This window comes from Bradyrhizobium genosp. SA-4 str. CB756 (assembly GCF_000473125.1).
GTDB lineage: Bacteria > Pseudomonadota > Alphaproteobacteria > Rhizobiales > Xanthobacteraceae > Bradyrhizobium > Bradyrhizobium arachidis.
Genome location: NZ_KI421499.1, coordinates 5,663,209 through 5,679,461 on the forward strand (window position 1 = coordinate 5,663,209; position 16,253 = coordinate 5,679,461).

Annotated in this window: 14 protein-coding genes; 5 read left to right on the forward strand and 9 right to left on the reverse strand. The window is 58.9% G+C overall.

From position 1 onward, the window contains the following. Positions 1 to 13: 13 nt before the first annotated feature. From BRAGE_RS51750 to BRAGE_RS0127590, 6 genes are all read right to left on the reverse strand, one after another. Positions 14 to 526, reverse strand: a complete 513-nt coding sequence (locus tag BRAGE_RS51750; protein ID WP_051378063.1) for a hypothetical protein — start codon at positions 524 to 526, stop codon at positions 14 to 16. Between the two features lie 14 nt (positions 527 to 540). Then, a complete protein-coding gene (locus tag BRAGE_RS0127570) occupies positions 541 to 1,290 on the reverse strand; it encodes a hypothetical protein (RefSeq protein WP_027562162.1) in 750 nt (249 codons plus the stop codon). A gap of 8 nt (positions 1,291 to 1,298) precedes the next feature. Beyond that, on the reverse strand, positions 1,299 to 3,725 hold the full coding sequence (locus BRAGE_RS0127575) for a polysaccharide biosynthesis tyrosine autokinase (protein ID WP_231164288.1): 2,427 nt from the start codon (positions 3,723 to 3,725) through the stop codon (positions 1,299 to 1,301). Positions 3,726 to 3,835: 110 nt separating this feature from the next. Beyond that, complete coding sequence (locus BRAGE_RS0127580) at positions 3,836 to 4,999, reverse strand: WecB/TagA/CpsF family glycosyltransferase (RefSeq protein WP_063617205.1); 1,164 nt, start codon at positions 4,997 to 4,999, stop codon at positions 3,836 to 3,838. Next, the gene (locus tag BRAGE_RS0127585; RefSeq protein ID WP_084334702.1) at positions 4,986 to 6,170 is read right to left on the reverse strand and encodes a glycosyltransferase family 2 protein; all 1,185 of its coding nucleotides are present in this window, start codon (positions 6,168 to 6,170) and stop codon (positions 4,986 to 4,988) included. The genes BRAGE_RS0127580 and BRAGE_RS0127585 overlap by 14 nt, the downstream gene beginning before the upstream one ends. After that, positions 6,170 to 7,402 carry a glycosyltransferase gene (locus tag BRAGE_RS0127590; protein WP_027562166.1) on the reverse strand — a complete coding sequence of 411 codons (1,233 nt, stop codon included), beginning with the start codon at positions 7,400 to 7,402 and terminating at the stop codon, positions 6,170 to 6,172. The genes BRAGE_RS0127585 and BRAGE_RS0127590 overlap by 1 nt, the downstream gene beginning before the upstream one ends. Before the next feature lie 137 nt (positions 7,403 to 7,539). On the opposite strand from BRAGE_RS0127590, the gene BRAGE_RS0127595 reads away from it, so the two are divergent. After that, a complete protein-coding gene (locus BRAGE_RS0127595; protein WP_028146377.1) occupies positions 7,540 to 8,430 on the forward strand; it encodes a glycosyltransferase in 891 nt (296 codons plus the stop codon). A gap of 23 nt (positions 8,431 to 8,453) precedes the next feature. Continuing rightward, a complete protein-coding gene (locus BRAGE_RS0127600; protein WP_141263161.1) occupies positions 8,454 to 9,530 on the forward strand; it encodes a hypothetical protein in 1,077 nt (358 codons plus the stop codon). Between the two features lie 142 nt (positions 9,531 to 9,672). Here BRAGE_RS0127600 and BRAGE_RS0127605 read toward each other — a convergent pair whose 3' ends face one another. Both BRAGE_RS0127605 and BRAGE_RS0127610 read right to left on the reverse strand, forming a co-directional pair. Beyond that, positions 9,673 to 10,854, reverse strand: coding sequence for a polysaccharide biosynthesis/export family protein (locus BRAGE_RS0127605; protein WP_027562169.1), 1,182 nt, complete (start codon positions 10,852 to 10,854; stop codon positions 9,673 to 9,675). A gap of 192 nt (positions 10,855 to 11,046) precedes the next feature. Then, a complete protein-coding gene (locus tag BRAGE_RS0127610) occupies positions 11,047 to 12,495 on the reverse strand; it encodes an undecaprenyl-phosphate glucose phosphotransferase (protein ID WP_084334668.1) in 1,449 nt (482 codons plus the stop codon). Positions 12,496 to 12,766: 271 nt separating this feature from the next. Here BRAGE_RS0127610 and BRAGE_RS54840 point away from each other — a divergent pair, with 271 nt between their 5' ends. The 3 genes from BRAGE_RS54840 to BRAGE_RS0127620 all read left to right on the forward strand — a co-directional run bounded on the left by BRAGE_RS54840 (position 12,767) and on the right by BRAGE_RS0127620 (position 15,211). Next, complete coding sequence (locus BRAGE_RS54840) at positions 12,767 to 13,375, forward strand: hypothetical protein (protein ID WP_141263163.1); 609 nt, start codon at positions 12,767 to 12,769, stop codon at positions 13,373 to 13,375. 68 nt (positions 13,376 to 13,443) lie between these two features. Beyond that, complete coding sequence (locus BRAGE_RS49340) at positions 13,444 to 13,746, forward strand: hypothetical protein (protein ID WP_035730107.1); 303 nt, start codon at positions 13,444 to 13,446, stop codon at positions 13,744 to 13,746. A gap of 163 nt (positions 13,747 to 13,909) precedes the next feature. Further along, the gene (locus tag BRAGE_RS0127620) at positions 13,910 to 15,211 is read left to right on the forward strand and encodes a hypothetical protein (RefSeq protein ID WP_027562171.1); all 1,302 of its coding nucleotides are present in this window, start codon (positions 13,910 to 13,912) and stop codon (positions 15,209 to 15,211) included. A gap of 3 nt (positions 15,212 to 15,214) precedes the next feature. Here the strand turns inward: BRAGE_RS0127620 and BRAGE_RS0127625 are convergent, their stop codons facing one another. Then, complete coding sequence (locus BRAGE_RS0127625) at positions 15,215 to 15,826, reverse strand: transglutaminase-like cysteine peptidase (protein WP_027562172.1); 612 nt, start codon at positions 15,824 to 15,826, stop codon at positions 15,215 to 15,217. Positions 15,827 to 16,253: the final 427 nt, after the last annotated feature.

Below are 16,253 nucleotides of genomic sequence, written 5' to 3' on the forward strand. Positions count from 1 at the left end.
TCTCCCGTGGGGCCTAGTTGGCATATTCGCGAAATGAATACTGAAAATCGGAGTACGAGAAGATTCCGAGGATGTGTTGCTGACGACGATAACCACCAACCGACATCGTCGTGCAGCTATCAGTCTTGTAGTAGCAGGCCCGAATCCGGATCTGCTTGCCGCAGTGATTGTCGAGAATGAGGATATGATTGAAGACGTTCTTGTTGAGCGTCTGACTTTCGGACGTCGACGATACGGTGAGACATGGCTTACCGGTCGGATCGAGGGCGCGGGGACGCGAGACCGTGAAACTCTTGGGCTGCGTCAGCGGAGAACTCGTCGCGAACTTGCCGGAGCCGCCGACCGTTTCGTCGGACAGAGGTTGATTGGCAAGACTTGCCTGTCCGAATGCTGGCCCGCCCACGACGCAGATCGTGCCTAACACGAATACCGGCAAGATCTCGCGCAAGCAGTTCGCGCGACCGGCCCGGGAGAGGATCGGTCCGATGGCTCGGGCCATCATCTTCTCAGGCATGACCGCGCGCATCCATCTGTTCCAAACTATTGCTGCCGTCCCAATGGATCACGCAACTTCACTCCGGGCACCGCAAGATCCGCGCCTTCAGCGCGAGCCATGCGCGCAAATTGATATCGCATGGTCGGATCCGTCCACTCCAGCTCCGACAGCAATTTATCGCGGATAGGCCAGCCCGCCCCCAAAACGTTACGCACGGCGGTGGCGAGCAGACCCGAGTTAACCAATGTGGCAAATTCGGCGCGGACGGCACGCTTTTGATCTTCTGCCAACAGCTCATAAACCGCAAGGGAATAGACGTTTCGACGGACGGCTATCCATCCCTCAACCGGGGCCAGCCGGTACGACATCGCAAGGCTGGCAAGCTCCGGTCCGGCCGGAGCTCCCTGGTTGATCCGTATCCAATACCGAATGAACCAGAGGAAGCCCTCGGTCGGAGCACATGCAATCGTCTCGTCGAGTGCTTCGCGCGCTCCCATGAGCTGTTGATCTGCCCGCTTCGGGTCAGCCGCGGCCACCGCCTCCTCGTATAGACGGGTACGGATGATCACGTCGCTGCGGAGCTCAATTGGGTTGCAAGGGACCCGCAGTTCGGCGGTTTTCAGTTCGGGCAGCAATGCTTCAAGCCGATCGAAGCGATCCGAAGCCAGAATTCGCGTAGCGAATCCATTCAGCCGCGTCTCGCGATCAGGGTGGATGAGGAAGAACACACCCCACCCCCCCGCCAGGAAACAAGCACAGGTCGCAAGCAGCCTAACGGTGAGCAGCAGGCGCAACGATCCTTCTAATCGACGTAGCCGTATCGGTGGTAATAGCGGTTTCGATAGTAATCGCCGCGGTAGGCGTCATAGCGGCCCAGGGCTGCGATATCCACCTTGTTCAACACTATTCCCATCAGCTTTTTCTGCACGCCTGGCGCTTCCTCCAGGCATCGCTTGACGACATCGATCTTGGTCTCGGCCCATTCCACCACCAGGGTATAATGGTCCACGATGCGCGACGTGCCGCGCACGTCGATAACAGGCGCGAGCGGAGACAAGTCGACGATGATGAGATCGTAGTGGTTTCGTAGCGCCTTGAACAATCTCTCCATCGGAGCCGAGGCCAGCAAATCGGCCGAGTTCGACGATCGTGACGCGATGACGCAAGGCAGGAAGTGGAGCGCGGACTGACTGTCAGTCCAGATCAGATCCTTGAGCTCCGCCTGACCGAGAACAAGCTCGATTAGTCCGGCCTGCGCATCCGGCGAGAAACGCCGGGTCAATGATGGGTTGCGGATATCGCAGTCCACCAGAAGCGTGCGCGTACCGCTCATGGAGCTCGCCTGCGCGATGGCGCCGGCAATCGTCGATTTACCTTCGTTGGGCAATGACGATGTGATGCCGATGATCTTGCAGGACGCCTCGTCCCTGCTCAGATCGATGGCCATCTTGATCGCTCGCATAGATTCCGCGAAACGAGAGAACGGCGCGCGGGTCACAACACCGGACATAGTGTCAGTGACGTTCATCTGCCGGCCCAGAAGCTGAGCACCGGCCGGATACTCCGAAGGGACGACCTGTTGCTCGGGTTCGCTCCTGCCTCTCAGATGGCGCCAACCAGAGGCCAGTTTGGCCACCGTTCTCGCTTTGCTCCAGCCCGTCTGGGGCAACTCATCCGGCTGAACGCGCGGCACGACCGCAAGACAGCTCATACCCAGCATCGCTTCAACTTGCGGCGCCGTGCGGAACACGCGATCCATCATATCCCTGATGAACGCACCTGCTCCAGCAAACAAGCCGCCGACGAGCAAGCTGCCGAGGAGCACGAGCAAGGTCTTCGGGGACGACGGACTCAGCGAAATTGCAGCCGGCGTGATCACGCGAGCTTCGGTAATCGGAAAGGACTGCTGCTGCACCGACACCATGTACATCTGCAAGAAGTTGTCGGAGAGAGCACGCGCGCTCTGCGCGTTGCTTTCCAGATCGCGCAGCACAATTTGGGCCTGGCTGGTGTCGTTGGATTGGCTGATCGCGTCGTTGAGGCTCTTCTGGCTGGCCTCCTCGCGCGACTTCGCGATTTCCAGATCACTCTTGAAGCTTTCGGCCGTTCGCCTCAGCTCGTCCTTGATCGACCGCCGGATCTCGCGCATCTGATTGCGCAGATTGATCACTGCAAGATGGTTCGCACCGTAGCGATTCGACCAGTCCGATTCCTTCGCCGCATAGTCGAGATAAGTCTGGCGCAGCTTGACGATGACGGGATTCTGCATCGTGTCGGCGACCGTCGCGAGGTCATTGAGAATGACGTTGCGATCTTCGTCGTCAGACTTCAGAATCGCCGTGATGCGCTCGAGACGGGCTTGTGCTTCCGCACGCTGCGCCCGCGCGACGGTCAGCGCACTGTTGATTTCAGCCAGTTGTTGCTCGCTAAGCAGTCGACCGCCCGCATCGACGATGTTGTTCTTGGCCTTGTAGTCAGCAACCGCGCGCTCGGCAGCGGATGCCTGCGCCCGCAGTTCCTTCATGCGATCCTGGAGCCACACCGCGGCACGGCGGGACGCGTTGTACTTGGCCTCGAGAGAGTCGACGATATAAGCCTCGGCCACCGCATTCGATATCTGCGCGGCGCGGTCCGCGGATGTCGAGCGATAGGATATCTCGATGACGTAGCTCAATCCCACGCGTTTAACGGCGAGGTTCTTCTGAAAGCGACTAAGCGCCTTACGCAACTGCTGATACTCGGACGGCGGCGTGGGACTCGAAAACAGAGAAAAGACGGCGCCTAGAACATTGCCGACGAGCCCGCCGCTGTCGCCGGTAAACTCCGGTTCGTCGACCAAACGCAGGTCCTTGATGACCGAGAGGGCGATCGTATCCGACTTGATGATCTCGACCTGGCTGTCGATCATTGCCGATTCAATCGGCGCATCACTGCCAGCAGACTGTTGCTGCTGCATCAGGTTGATCTTGCGGCTGTCGATGATCAGACTGGCAGTGCTCGTATACATTCGCTGCGCGGTGATCACGTAGAGCAGCCCAAGCGACACGCACGCCAGGAAAACGAAGATCATCAAGGGAAGCTGCCGCGAGACCAGCCCCTTCAACGCCAGAATGGCGTCGCTGATCGACAACAGCTCCGGCTCCGGAGCCTCGACGTTGACTGAAGGCAATCGGCTATGAAGCATGCGCGGAGTACTTTGTTGTTTGAGGAAAGCGATGCTGCGCTGCACTAAAATAGCATAAGCATCACGACGAATATGAGGCGTTTGGCAAAGGCAAGCACTTCATGAACCGCATCGGGGCAGCTATTTCTCGAATATAATCAGTCTCTTGGCGAAGGTCAATCGTCAGGCGGGCCCATCAAATAGTCAGCGCAGTGGAGATGGACGAGCAATCGGGCCCCAAGCCGCCGCGGCGAACGAATCCGGACCGGAAGCCTCTTTTCGAGACGCCCTCCCCTCGCGACGATCAACAGGCCGAGCAAAGCAGGATCGACATAGCTGACCTCTCTCAGACATACGACCAGTTCACCTCGAAAGTCCTGATATTGATCGAGCGCTTTGCGCAGACCTTCGAGATCGAGGTCGCTCTTGCTTCCTTTCAGCTCGATCACGGCGCGACCATCTCGGGCCGTGACGTTCACATCCAGCGCCGCTCCACCCGAGCTGGCAAGCTTGACCAAGGGACCGAGCAGCAAGAGCGGAAACGCCTTTGTTGCCAAAAGCTTCGCCAGATCGACGAAATCCCTGGCGTACCGGGACGCCAGATAAGGCTCCTCCCAAATCCGCCATAGCCATTCCAGGCCCGTCTTCTGCAGAAACTCCGGCGAGCGTCGTATCGTTCCCGCAACAAAGTTAATGACGGATCCGAGATGGGCGATGACGGGCACGTTGAGATGGGGCGAATTCAGGCTGATCCAGCTATGACCACGCTTGGCATTGAGCGCCAGAATGAGCAGATCGGCACCGGATCGATTGATATCCTCGAGAATGTCCGCTCGGCTCATGCTTTCAATCGAGCCATAGCCCGGCGAAAAACTGCCCGCGCTCTGCAAGGAGGGCGACAATTGCGGCAACCGCTCACAGGCACGTGCTGCGGCCCCTTCAGGTCCCCCGAAGAAGAACACTCTCATAGGTCCCGCCGCGCCCGACATCATTCTGTCAAAAACCGTCGATCCCGGAACTCTTTCCGGAACGGGAATTCCGAGCATCCGAGATAGGATCACCAGCGGCATTCCGTCGACGGTCGAGAGCTGACTCCTGCCGAGAATATCGCGAAACTCCGAGCTCTTCAGACACGACGTGAGGAAGTTCAGGTTTGGCGTCGACCAAACACAGCGATCCCTCCTCGCCACAGCCTGCTTCAACTCGGCAACCGTCTCCTGGAAGGAAAGCGCATCGACCGGAATGCCGAACAGGCAATAGACCCGACGGCCGAAGTCAACGCGCACCGGATTGAGGTCGCGTTCCGACACATCTGCAATTTTGAGACTATCTTGAGTCACGATCAGTTCTTACCCAGACGCGCTGACGATTCAAAATGAACTTCAGGTAAAGCGGTATCTTCGCCAAGACGTAGATTGGCACTTTCAGCAAATCCGCGAGTGAGCAGAAATCCCGCCCAAAGCGAGACCACAAGACCATGACGGCAAGCACGAAAACCGCTGTCGAGCCCAAGCTGATGGCGAATGGTGCAGCAGTATCGGTCCAGAAGAATACCAGGGCTCCCTGGAACAACGATGCCAAGGTCAGGACTATCAAAAGCGACAGCGGCGGCACGATCAGGTCCAGGACGAGACCAAGAAGGTTCAAATCGCGACGCTTGATCGCTTCGCCGAACAGCCGAGGCGCATGCGTTATAATCGAATGAAGATATCCGTGTTCCCAGCGCGTGCGCTGCGATTTTTCCGCCCGTACATCTTCCGGAAATTGGCTCGTCACAACGGCTTCCGGACAGAACAAGGGCGCGCGTCCCCGCAGCGCCAGCTTGAGTCCCAATGATAGATCTTCGACCAGTTCGTCGGTCGCCAGGCTGACCGATCCAAGCAGATGCGTCGGGAACGACATGCCGGACCCTGTCAGCTGTGTCGGCAAGCCGAGCTGCAACCAGCCCAGTGGCCTCACATAATTCTTCGTAAACCAGGCAAGGTTCCGAATTGGGGAGAGATCTCCGCTCCGGGTGGGCGCCATCAGATAGGCCGCCTGCACTGGCCGTGCTGTCGACGCAGCAAGAGCTGCGATGCGCGCAAGCGCTCCCTCCGCGACCTGACAATCCGCGTCAACAATGATCACCACCTCGGGAGCTCCGGTTCGGGTCAGAAACTGCAGACCGTGATCCAGAGCAAATCCCTTGCCACGATGCATCGGATCGTTGCGAGAAGTGACCTCAGCACCCGCCGCGGCCGCGACATCGGCGGTTCGATCCGAGCAGTTATCTGCGACAACCACCAGGCGGTCCGAGCCTGTCAGCTCTCGACGGATCGACTGCAAGGTCGGCGCAATTCCTTGTTCTTCGTCGTGCGCGGGAACGATAACGGCGAAACCCGGGCGGCGGACATCTTGCGGAGGCACGTGCCCAGTCCGAGCGGCAACGAAGATCTGGACGGCAAAAACGAGGATCGGAACGGCGACGGCGACCGCTATCGCAAAGCTCGCGCAGACGATGAGGACGGACATCATGCCTCCAAAGCGTGGGCGAACAGCGCGCTCAGCTTCCCAGCTTCCGTCTGCACGTTGTGCTGCTCGGCAACAGCGCGCGCGCCTCGCTCTCCCATGGCCTGAAGAACCGATACGGGCGCATTCAGGCAACGGTGCATGGCATCGGCCAGTTCATCCTCACTGCCGGCAGGAAACAGCCAGCCATTTTCTTCGTGGACGACAAGTTCGGGATTACCAGCAATGTACGTCGTCAAGACGGGTCGACCGAGCGCCATGGCCTCCATCAGGACAACCGCAAGCCCTTCCGCAAAGCTCGGCAGAACGAACGCGCGGGCATCAAGTATCTCGCGACGCACAGCCTCGCCGTCCGCCCAGCCCGTGATACGAACCTTGCCCTGCAACTGGTGATCCCTGATCAACTGCTCGATGATCGGACGATTCTCCCCGTCCCCAACGAGCACGAGCTCGAAGTTGGCCCCTCTGCCTGCCAATCGTGCAGCTGCTGACACCAGCAGCGCCTGCCCCTTCTGCTCGCAGAGCCGTCCCACGCACACCAATTTGTTCGCGGCGTTGGCCAGCACAGAGCTGATCAAGAAGCGCTCATCGACGCCGCAGTGAACCACTTTGATCTTATTCCACCCACTCGGGTGAATGAGACGCATCAGCTGGCCACGTCCGAACGAGCTGATTGCAACAACGAATTTCGCCCGCTCCACCTTCGTCTGCAGGTTGATCCCGATGATCCGATCGAACTCCTCGGGACCATGCACGGTAAAGCTGTAAGAGATTCCCGTGAGGCAATTGACGAGCAATGCGACGTCAGTGGGATTGGTGCCGAAATGGGTATGAAGATGCGAGAGTTGGAGTCTTGCGAGTTCCCGCGCCAACCAGCACGCCTCTGCCAAATATATGGCATGGAGAAAGAAGGGACGATCGCTTCGCCGCATCAAGGCCACGGCCATCGTGAAAGATCGCCAAAATCCGCCGGGCGCAGCAAACATCGTCGCCACAACTGCCCATGCAATGGACAACACGCCCTTGTTCAAAACGTAGGCAGTTCGCTCCAGTTCCGTCCGATCGTCAACGTCCGGCAGTTCCGCATCCCAGCCACGCAAGGCAAATCGATGAACCTCCCAGCCCAACCGCTCAAGCGCGAGAATTTCACGCCGGATGAAACTGTGACTCACTTTGGGATATTGGCTTGTCAGATAGGCCACGCGCTTTCGGAGCGGCGACTTCAGTTCAGGCACGCTTCAAATCCCTTCGTCGACCGAGGCTTCTCGCAGTGCGATAAAATACCAAATCATTGCGGGATCAAGGCAGATTCCTTAGAAATTGGTTATCGCCGCGGGTTGCGCGCGCGAGCAACTCGTTGCGGTGCCTGAAGATGGTTAAAGTCAGCATATATATCCCGACTCACAATCGCAGATTGCTTCTCGAGCGCGCGCTGAGATCTGTCATACAACAGACACACAGCGATCTTGACATCATCGTGGTCAATGATGCCTCGACAGACGACACGCGCGCCTATCTCGACGGTCTTCGGGCCAGCGAACCTCGCCTCACGGTCATCCACGTGGATAAAGCAAGAGGAGCGCCCGCCGCGCGAAACCGCGCCATAAAGATCGCGGCCGGACAATTTATCACCGGCTTGGACGATGACGACGAATTCACGCCGACCAGGATTGAGAATCTCCTGAACTACTGGAGCAATCTCGGCGACGATGCGAATCGCATTTCAGGATTGTTCACGCAAAGCGTGATGACCGACGGCAAATCGTCGTCTCCCACCACCGATCGCAAGGACGAGGTCAGTTACGAAGATCTTTTCCACCACAACTTCATCGGCAACCAGATTTTCTGCCCTACCGGGCACCTCGCGGAAATTGGCGGGTTTGACGAAAACATGCCCGCCTTGCAGGACCTCGAGCTTTTCATGCGCCTGGTGAGAAGATACGGACCCGCACGTCTCGTTCCTGATTGCAGCTACGTCTGTTACGTCGATGAAGGTCGCGACCGCATCTCCAAGAATTCCAAAAAGCGCTACGATGCCTTCGAAAGAATAATGCAGAAGAACGACAAGGCCCCCGCCCACCTTAAACCGTATCTCTTCATGCAGCTCTTCTCTCCCTTCTACGGCACCGTACCGAGCTTCGGCGATTGGAGCCGCATGATTCAGTGGGGCGCTACGCCCGCGCTTCTCGCGAAGATGTTACGCGCAACAATCCGGAACGCCTTGGTGACGGCACGCGGTTATGCGCGAAAGAGCGTTGCATAACGCCAACAATGTCGAGGCATGGGATGCGACGCGAAGTATCTGGATTTGGTTTGAGTGCGGTCCTGCTTGTTTGCGGCTTTTCGGCAGCGTTCCTCGACAGTGAGGTACGAGCCGGATCAGGTCGAGATCCAAGACTCCAGCCTTTCTCGAATGCGAGTTTCTGGAATACGCCGCTCGGAAAGGGAGCCTCCTTCCAGGATCCCCAAGAGACCGAAACTGCGATGATCAGGAATGAGAGTGTCGGCGGTCACGCCGCCTCCTACGCCTGGATCGGCGTAGACCTTCTCAAGATAGATAGACAGAAGGCCGACGACCCGGTGATGCGATGGGAATACAAGGGACGCTCGTCCACCGGTCCCTGGTTGTCTTCATCGCCCGTGAATGGAGGATCATTCGAGCTCAAAACGCCTCATAATATCCAATTCCTGGGAGGGACCGACAGGTATGCCGCGATCATTACCGAGGACGGGCACTACGCGTACGAAGTCTGGAAGGGTTCGTATGATCCCACGGCCAACGTCTATCGCGCTCACTATGTTGTGCTGACGGATTTGTATGGCCTTGGAAAGGCCAGCCGCGATGGCGCCTCCGAAGGCATTCGGGCCTTCGGCGGATCGCTCCTGGGCGGCCTCATTCGTTGCCATGAACTCGAGCAAGGCGTCATCCCGCACGCAATGGCTATGGTCATCAGCCCGACCCAGTTGCGGCGAGGCGCGACCATGGCCGAGCAGAAGGTGTGGCCGGCCACGGCAACCGATCTTGGTGGCCGCAACACCTATTCCGGCAACGTCCCCATGGGAGCTCTTTTCGCGATTCCCCAGTCGGTCGATCTCACCAAGCTCGATCTATCGCCCGAGGGGATGGCCCTCGCGCGAGCCTACGCGACCTTTGGCGGCTATGTCGTCGATGCCGCAGCTCGAACCAACATAATCGCCGTCACGGAAACCGGTTGCAACAAAGCACAGACCGACAATCTGCAGCGCGACAAGCGCAAGATCCTGGCCCAGCTCAGAATGGTCACGAACAACGGCCCGGATAGCATTGGTGGTCCCGGCGAGAGGGTCGCGCCGAGACCTTCCGAACTGCAACCGCTTCATTAGCGCCGCCTCGAGCGGCCGCCGGAAGGCAAGAATCAGATTGGCTCAACAGAAAGCGCCGCCGACAAATGTCGGCGGCGCTTTTATTTTCGGGAGATATTCGATCCCGGCTTATCGAAGTTCAGACTGGAGCGGTCCGAAGGGATCAGAGTCCCTTCGAGTTGATCCTGAGCACCTGCACGTTGTTGGCCGACACGATCGTGTCGTTCGCGGTCGCCACGATCAGGCGTACGAACTGCAGGAACTTCGCGGTGTCGTAGGTTGCTGCATTTGCAGCGAACAGCACGTCCTTGTCACGCATGTCGAACTTGGTCGCCAGGAAGAAGCCGGCAGGATCCCGGAAATCGACATTGTAGACGACCGGGATCAGCGGACCGACATACTTCGAGCAGTCTACACCCAATCGCTCGGCGAGTTCCCGGGGTTCACGGCGGTAGACGAAGACACCCGCTGGCTCGGCCTGCGCATCGAGTAATCCGCCAGCCTTGGCCATGGCTTGCGCCATGGTGATCTTCCACATGTCAAACGGGAATTGCCCCTGCTGTCCCGCCGCGCCGAACGCCAGGAAGATCTGGGGTTCGCGGTAGACGTAAATGGTATCGCCTGGGTGGACCCACACGTTGTTGTCGGGCTGGTACACGAGCGCACCGAACGGCACCGTTGCCCGCTTGCCATTGCGCTCGAGCGTGACCCAGGTCTCCCATCCCTGACCCTTCGGGCCGCCGGCGCGGCTGATCACGTCCAGCACGCGCTCGCCAGCAGCGTTCGCTTGCAGGCGGGCCGGCGTGTTGACCTCGCCCAGCACGCTGATGAGCGACGTGTTTTGCGTGATCAATGCGACCACGACCTGCGGCTCGATGGCTCGATTGCCGATCGCCTTGACGATGTCCTGCTGAATCTCGCTGGGCGTACGACCTGCCGCCTTGACGGCGCCGGCATAGGGCACGGTGATGTTGCCCGCCGTGTCGACGTTCTGATTTGGAATCTGGACGAAGTTGCCCGGCCTGACGCCCGCCTCAGCAGGGATGAAGAGACCGCCGGCGGCCGCTTCGAAGATCGTCACAGAAACGACGTCACCGATGCCGAACTTGATGCTGCGCGGAGGCGATTTGTCGGGGAAGGTGCCGGCCAGTGCGCCCGGACCATATTCTTTGAGAATGTCGACGACGGTCGGCGTGAGCTTGACGAGCCCGTACTCCGGCCCCGCCTTCGTCATCTCGCTCTTGATGACATGGTCCTCGGGACCAGAGCTGGGCATGATCGCGCAACCTGCCGAACACAGCAGGACGACCGAAAGCAATGCCGATAAAGTAATGCTGGATTTCACGCCCAACCCCAATGGTAACCCCGTCGAGGATTGGGCTGAATCCTCAACGGAGTCAACGTAATCCCTATCGAATTGCTAGAATTGGCTTGAGGTTGTTGCGCTGCAGCTACATCGTCAACGCCGCGCGGGTGACCGTCACCACGCTCAGACAAAAGTTGCCCAAGCGCAGCCCGTTTTTTGCCTGTTATGTGGTCAGTATGCGTTTCCCTGGCGGGTGATCTCGAGGCAAGTGAGCATCAAGATCTTCAGGTCGAGTGCAAGACTCCAGTTGTTGATGTACCAGAGATCGCAATCCACCCGGCCTTTCATTTGCTCGACCCTTGCAGTCTCGCCGCGATATCCGCGAACTTGCGCCCAGCCGGTTATTCCAGGCTTCACGTGATGCCTGAATGCGTACTCCGCCAGCAGGTCACCGTAATGGTTGTCGTGCGCCAACGCATGCGGCCGAGGTCCGACCAGCGACATTTCGCCAGTGAGAACGTTCAAGAGCTGGGGGACCTCGTCGATGCTCGAACGCCGCAGAACACGCCCGACACGGGTCACGCGAGGATCGAAGCGCTTGGCCTGAACCACCGCGGCCCCGTCTTCCATCACGGTCATGGTGCGAAACTTGAAGATCGAAAACTGCTTGGCGTTGAAACCGTTGCGGCGCTGGCGGAAGAAAATGGGGCCGGCAGAATCGAGCTTGATGGCGATGGCGCTCAAAATCATGAGCGGCGCCAGAATGATCAGACCAAGCGATGCGCCGACAATGTCGACCACTCGTTTCGAAAACTGTTCTGCACGCGACAGCGGCCCGCGCTGGATTTCGATCGATAAGGATCGACGCAAGCGATAGGACGGATTCTCAGCCAGCGCACGAATTCGCCTGTCAGGCACCAACTGCACCGGGAGAGGCGAAACCCTCAGGCGGTCCCGCACCAATTCGAGCTTGCGCGTATCGGTCCACGGCAGCGCCAACACGATTTCGTCGACCGCCGACTCGCGGCCAATTGCCAACGCGCGATCGAGCAACGACGATTCTTCGTCGGTCATCGCAAATCCGCCGTTGCGATCCGATGAAAAGACGACGCGCGCTATCTCGGTCAGACCGAAGCGTTCCAGCAATTCTTCGACCCCAAGGGCGGCAAGCTCTTCCCGGGTCCCGATGACGATGGCACGCCTGCCCTGCACTTGGCCGTCAGCGACAGCAGCTGCCACGAATCGTTTCGAAAAGCGGCGGCAGGCCAAAAGCAGCGCCAGCGCCAGCAAGCCGAAGCAGATGATCGAGCCGCGTGAGAACACGGCCCCGGTCTTCATGAGAAACGCCAGCAGGGTCAGCAACAAGCTGACCATGGACCATTGCGCGAAAATGCGCCCGGCGTCCCGCCTTCGCTTCGAGAATGCGATGCGCAGATCGTAGAAGCCGCCGGACTGACCAATCAGCACGTAGAGCAACGCAGCTGTAAGACCAGCGCCGAGCAATTGGTCTGCGTTCCTGAACTCGCCGATTGTGACAAGCTGGTAAAGGCCGCCGCCGACGACGGCAGCGGACGCGATCAGGAACGCGTCGGCCAGCGCGAACAAATACTGCAGAGCGGAGTAAGGGATCTTTACGCGCCCTCCTCCGGAATTCGTCCCTGGCAAAGTTTGATATTGCATTGCGGAGGTCTCCAAGGCCGCGCGCTCCGCTGGCCCACGCCCGCTTACGTCCCGCTCAATCGGACTGTGGGGGATCAAGATCGCCTCCTGCAAGAAGGTCGTAACGTGAGATTAACCACAGGTTAGAAACAACATTTTTTGCTGCAATGCAATAAGATTGCGCAGCCTAATGCATCAAGTTTGTATGATACGACTACTGCCAAATTAATCATCAGCTCGTCAAGACCAAGGGCCCGCGCAATGGGCAATTGTCTGGTTCGAAGCCTTCAAGTTGGAAGCCTTCAAGATGTTCCGCGCATTGTTTCTCGTGGTCGCAATCGCGCTGCCGTGCTCTGCATCTGCTGACTCAACGCGACTGCCTCAAAGTTGCGTGCCCGGTGCAGATCCAGAGCAGCGTCAGCGTTGCGACGATGCTGTATCGCGCCAATTGAACTCATCGAGCCAATCGACGCCTCTCGATGGAGGTTGGCGGTTGGTCAAGACGCGCAATCCAAATGGTGGCGCGGATATCGTCGCAATCATGCGTACGGCCGACACGACAAGATCGGATCTGAATCTGGCCGGATTGAGCCTGCGTTGCGCCGAATTCGGGACGGAAGTGATGCTGACTCTTTTGGAACAACAGCCTCGCGCAAGCCATCCAAAGGTCACCCTGGCAGCCGGATCTGATCGAGTTCAACTCGAGGCCTCGGTCAACCAAAGCGCAGAATCGATCGTACTACCGCCGAGCGCCTCCGCGCTCGCTGCTGGCCCTTGGCAAACATTCCCGGAGCTCACCGTCGAGATCGCAACGACGCCGACGCCCACTCGCGGGACCATTCCTCTTGCAGGGCTCGCCAATGCCATGCGAGCGCTGCGATCAAGCTGCGCGCTTCGCTAGATCGCTGCCCCGCCCGCTTCACGGATTCTTAGGGAACCAGGTGAAAAGGTGTTCGCCGGGAGACAAAAATGGTTCCGGTCGCCATCTTTTTATTTCTGGTTGGTGCAGTGCTCGCATGGCGCTTTCGCGTCTGGATACTCGTGCCAGTTAGCCTGCTCGCGGCCATGGCGGCCACACTGCTCGCGCTGTCGCATGGCGAGGCTTTCGCATCGACGATGTCGCAGGCCTTTTTGGCCGGAGCGCTCACACAGGTCGGCTATGGCTTCGGCCTAGTCGGCCGTCACGTCCTCGCCGCGCTCAGAATGCCGTCCGCGTCCAGATCGCGCACTGCGGCCATCGCTCTGTTGTACAGACAGCGGCCAAGCCGCTGAGCCAACGCATTCATTCGGGTAGTGCACTGCCTCTGCTGGCCTAGAGTCGCAACGGAAATCCACGCGGTTCGGGATCTGATCCGCGTATTTGGCACACCTTGCTCGATGTGCGATAAGCACCGGCCCATAGCGTCTGCCCGACTCTCGCACGAAGAATTTCCGCTTGCAGATTTCCATTCGCCTTTTGATCATTGTGCTGGCTGCATGCCCCGCGCTGGCAACCATTCATATCCCTCTGGTGGAGCAGCTCGTTTCTGTTGCGGCTGCAATCATCCTCATATGCGCAGCCACGAGAGAACAGGCCGATGTATCCGGTGCAGCTCGGTTCATAAGTCCGCTGGCGCTCTCGCTCGCTTTTCCCGCCTTATGGATGATCTTCCAGATAACGCCCCTTCCCTTTCCTGCGCTCATCAATCCAATTTGGAAGATGACTACCGTAGCCCTTGGCGAGCCTGTCGCCGGAAGAATCAGCATTTCACCGGACGACACAGTACGCAGCCTTATGGTCTACCTGGCCATGCTCTCGCTTTTGATTTCTACCGTGATTGTCACGCGAGACCGGCACAGGGCTGAAACGCTGTTCTATGCATTGAGCACGGTGACGACCTTCATGTCGGCGATGGTGCTGATCTCGCGCTTTGGAGGCGTCCCCGGCCTGATCCCGTCGACGGACGGCGCAGCTTCCGCCTTCGCTGCAGCCGCTGCACTGTCTGTCCTCATGAATGCCGCAACGATCATTATGATGATCGGAAGGAATTGGGGCAGCGGCGTAGCGCAAGGCGTGTCAAGGCCATTGCTGGTCCAGTTCGCGCTCGTTCTGGTCGGGCTCGGCGTCTCACTCGCCGCGTTGGCAAATCTTGCTTCCGTTGGTCTGACGGCCGCAGTGGCCCTCGGATTTCTCTCACTCATCCTTGTGGCCGCCAGCCGCCATCTTGAGGTCGGATGGTGGCCCGCGCTCATTCTATTCGCGATCGTCGCGGCGATCGTGGCCGCAATAGCGATAACGCGCCTTCAGGGGATAGCGTCGTGGACGATTGTTGACTTGGCGCCGGCGGCGAACACAGCGCAACGTTCAATGGCGGAGCGCATGATGGCGGACGCGCCGCAACTCGGCAATGGCGTGGGAACGTTCCAGTCGCTCGAGCCCGTCTATCGCGATTTCGAGGCAACGCCGGTTCTCGAACTGCCGTCCGCGGCGATCACAATGGCAATCGAGTGGGGCAAACCCGTATTGGCATTCGTCGTCCTGATGGTTGCCTATGTCTTTATCGTCATGTTCCGTGGCGCCGTTCGGCGCGGACGCGACTCTCGTTATGCTTCCACGGCCGCTGCCGGCGTGATTGTCCTGCTTTGCGAGGCGTTCCTCGACAACGGCCTCCTGAATGCCGCCGTTCAGATCCTCGCCACCATCACGATCGGGATCGGAATAGCGCAGAGCATGGGCCGTACAAGCGCCGGCAACTAAGGCTCATACCCGGCGCGAAGCGATCGTGGCCCACAACCTGTTGTGATCTGGTGTCTGAATTCGAACCCAGCGATAGGGTGCGCGCGCCCAGGGCTTGATACTCGGACTCAAATTGTCGAGCACGAGATCGCCGTTCTTCGTACGCACGACGAGAACGAGGTGATGCTCACCGGAATTGGTGACCACCTCGCTCAAGAGCAGCGCGCGGGCCGGCCAACCCTGAGCCAGGAGTTGATGGCGCTTCGTGACCGCATAGTCGTTGCAATCACCACGATCCGGACCGATCAGCCAAGTCTCGCCGGCCAGGCCAAACTCGTTGCGCTCGGGGATGATGTCCCTGTTGACCGCACGGTTGACTTCGTTGAGCTGGTCCCATCGCTCGGCCGTCAGCTTCACCGGACCGCCGCGGAACATTGGACGCTTGCGGCATTCATCGACATATCGAGCGCAGAATTGCGTGTACGCGAACGGGGCCAACGCATTGGATTCGAATTTGATGTGCTGGATGGCCGACTGCAATCCCATCGGCATCCCCAACAGACCAGCTTGAACCGGCTGAAACCCGAGGGCGATCGCGGCGGCTCCCATGACCACCCAGGCTGAAAACTTACGCATGCTTGACTCCCCACAACACTCTTGAGGAGCACGCTAGATGGAACGATTTGAGATTCTGCGCCGTTCGACCGATCAAATAGAATCAAACGGTCTCGTTGTTCGATACGAGTCATTTACCAATCGCCGCTGCGAGCTCGAGACGAACCGAAATCGAGGAAATCTCGCGGTCGTCGCCCATCGAAGGTTGGGTGCCAATTCGGCGGGCTTTGGAATGCGGTAACCCTGACGAATTCTGTTGCCGCCCTTCCGAGACGGACCATGATCCGTCACCAAGGCACCTCTGCAACCCGGAGCGCGCGATGGGGAACCTCGTCTTCCCGGGAGAGGCGGCCATTGGCAAGTGTGCGTTAACGGTTCCCGATGCGAGCAAGACTGTAGAACGCGGTTCATTTCGATGCGCAGCAGTTCGTCGCTCGAATGGGCGGCA

Bases quoted from the DNA above. Each gene is read 5' to 3' on its own strand.
- BRAGE_RS51750 (WP_051378063.1), bottom strand. From the start codon at position 526: ATGCGCGCGGTCATGCCTGAGAAGATGATGGCCCGAGCCATCGGACCG.
- BRAGE_RS0127585 (WP_084334702.1), bottom strand. From the start codon at position 6,170: ATGTCCGTCCTCATCGTCTGCGCGAGCTTTGCGATAGCGGTCGCCGTC.
- BRAGE_RS0127595 (WP_028146377.1), top strand. From the start codon at position 7,540: ATGGTTAAAGTCAGCATATATATCCCGACTCACAATCGCAGATTGCTT.
- BRAGE_RS0127600 (WP_141263161.1), top strand. From the start codon at position 8,454: ATGCGACGCGAAGTATCTGGATTTGGTTTGAGTGCGGTCCTGCTTGTT.
- BRAGE_RS0127610 (WP_084334668.1), bottom strand. From the start codon at position 12,495: ATGCAATATCAAACTTTGCCAGGGACGAATTCCGGAGGAGGGCGCGTA.
- BRAGE_RS49340 (WP_035730107.1), top strand. From the start codon at position 13,444: ATGGTTCCGGTCGCCATCTTTTTATTTCTGGTTGGTGCAGTGCTCGCA.
- BRAGE_RS0127625 (WP_027562172.1), bottom strand. From the start codon at position 15,826: ATGCGTAAGTTTTCAGCCTGGGTGGTCATGGGAGCCGCCGCGATCGCC.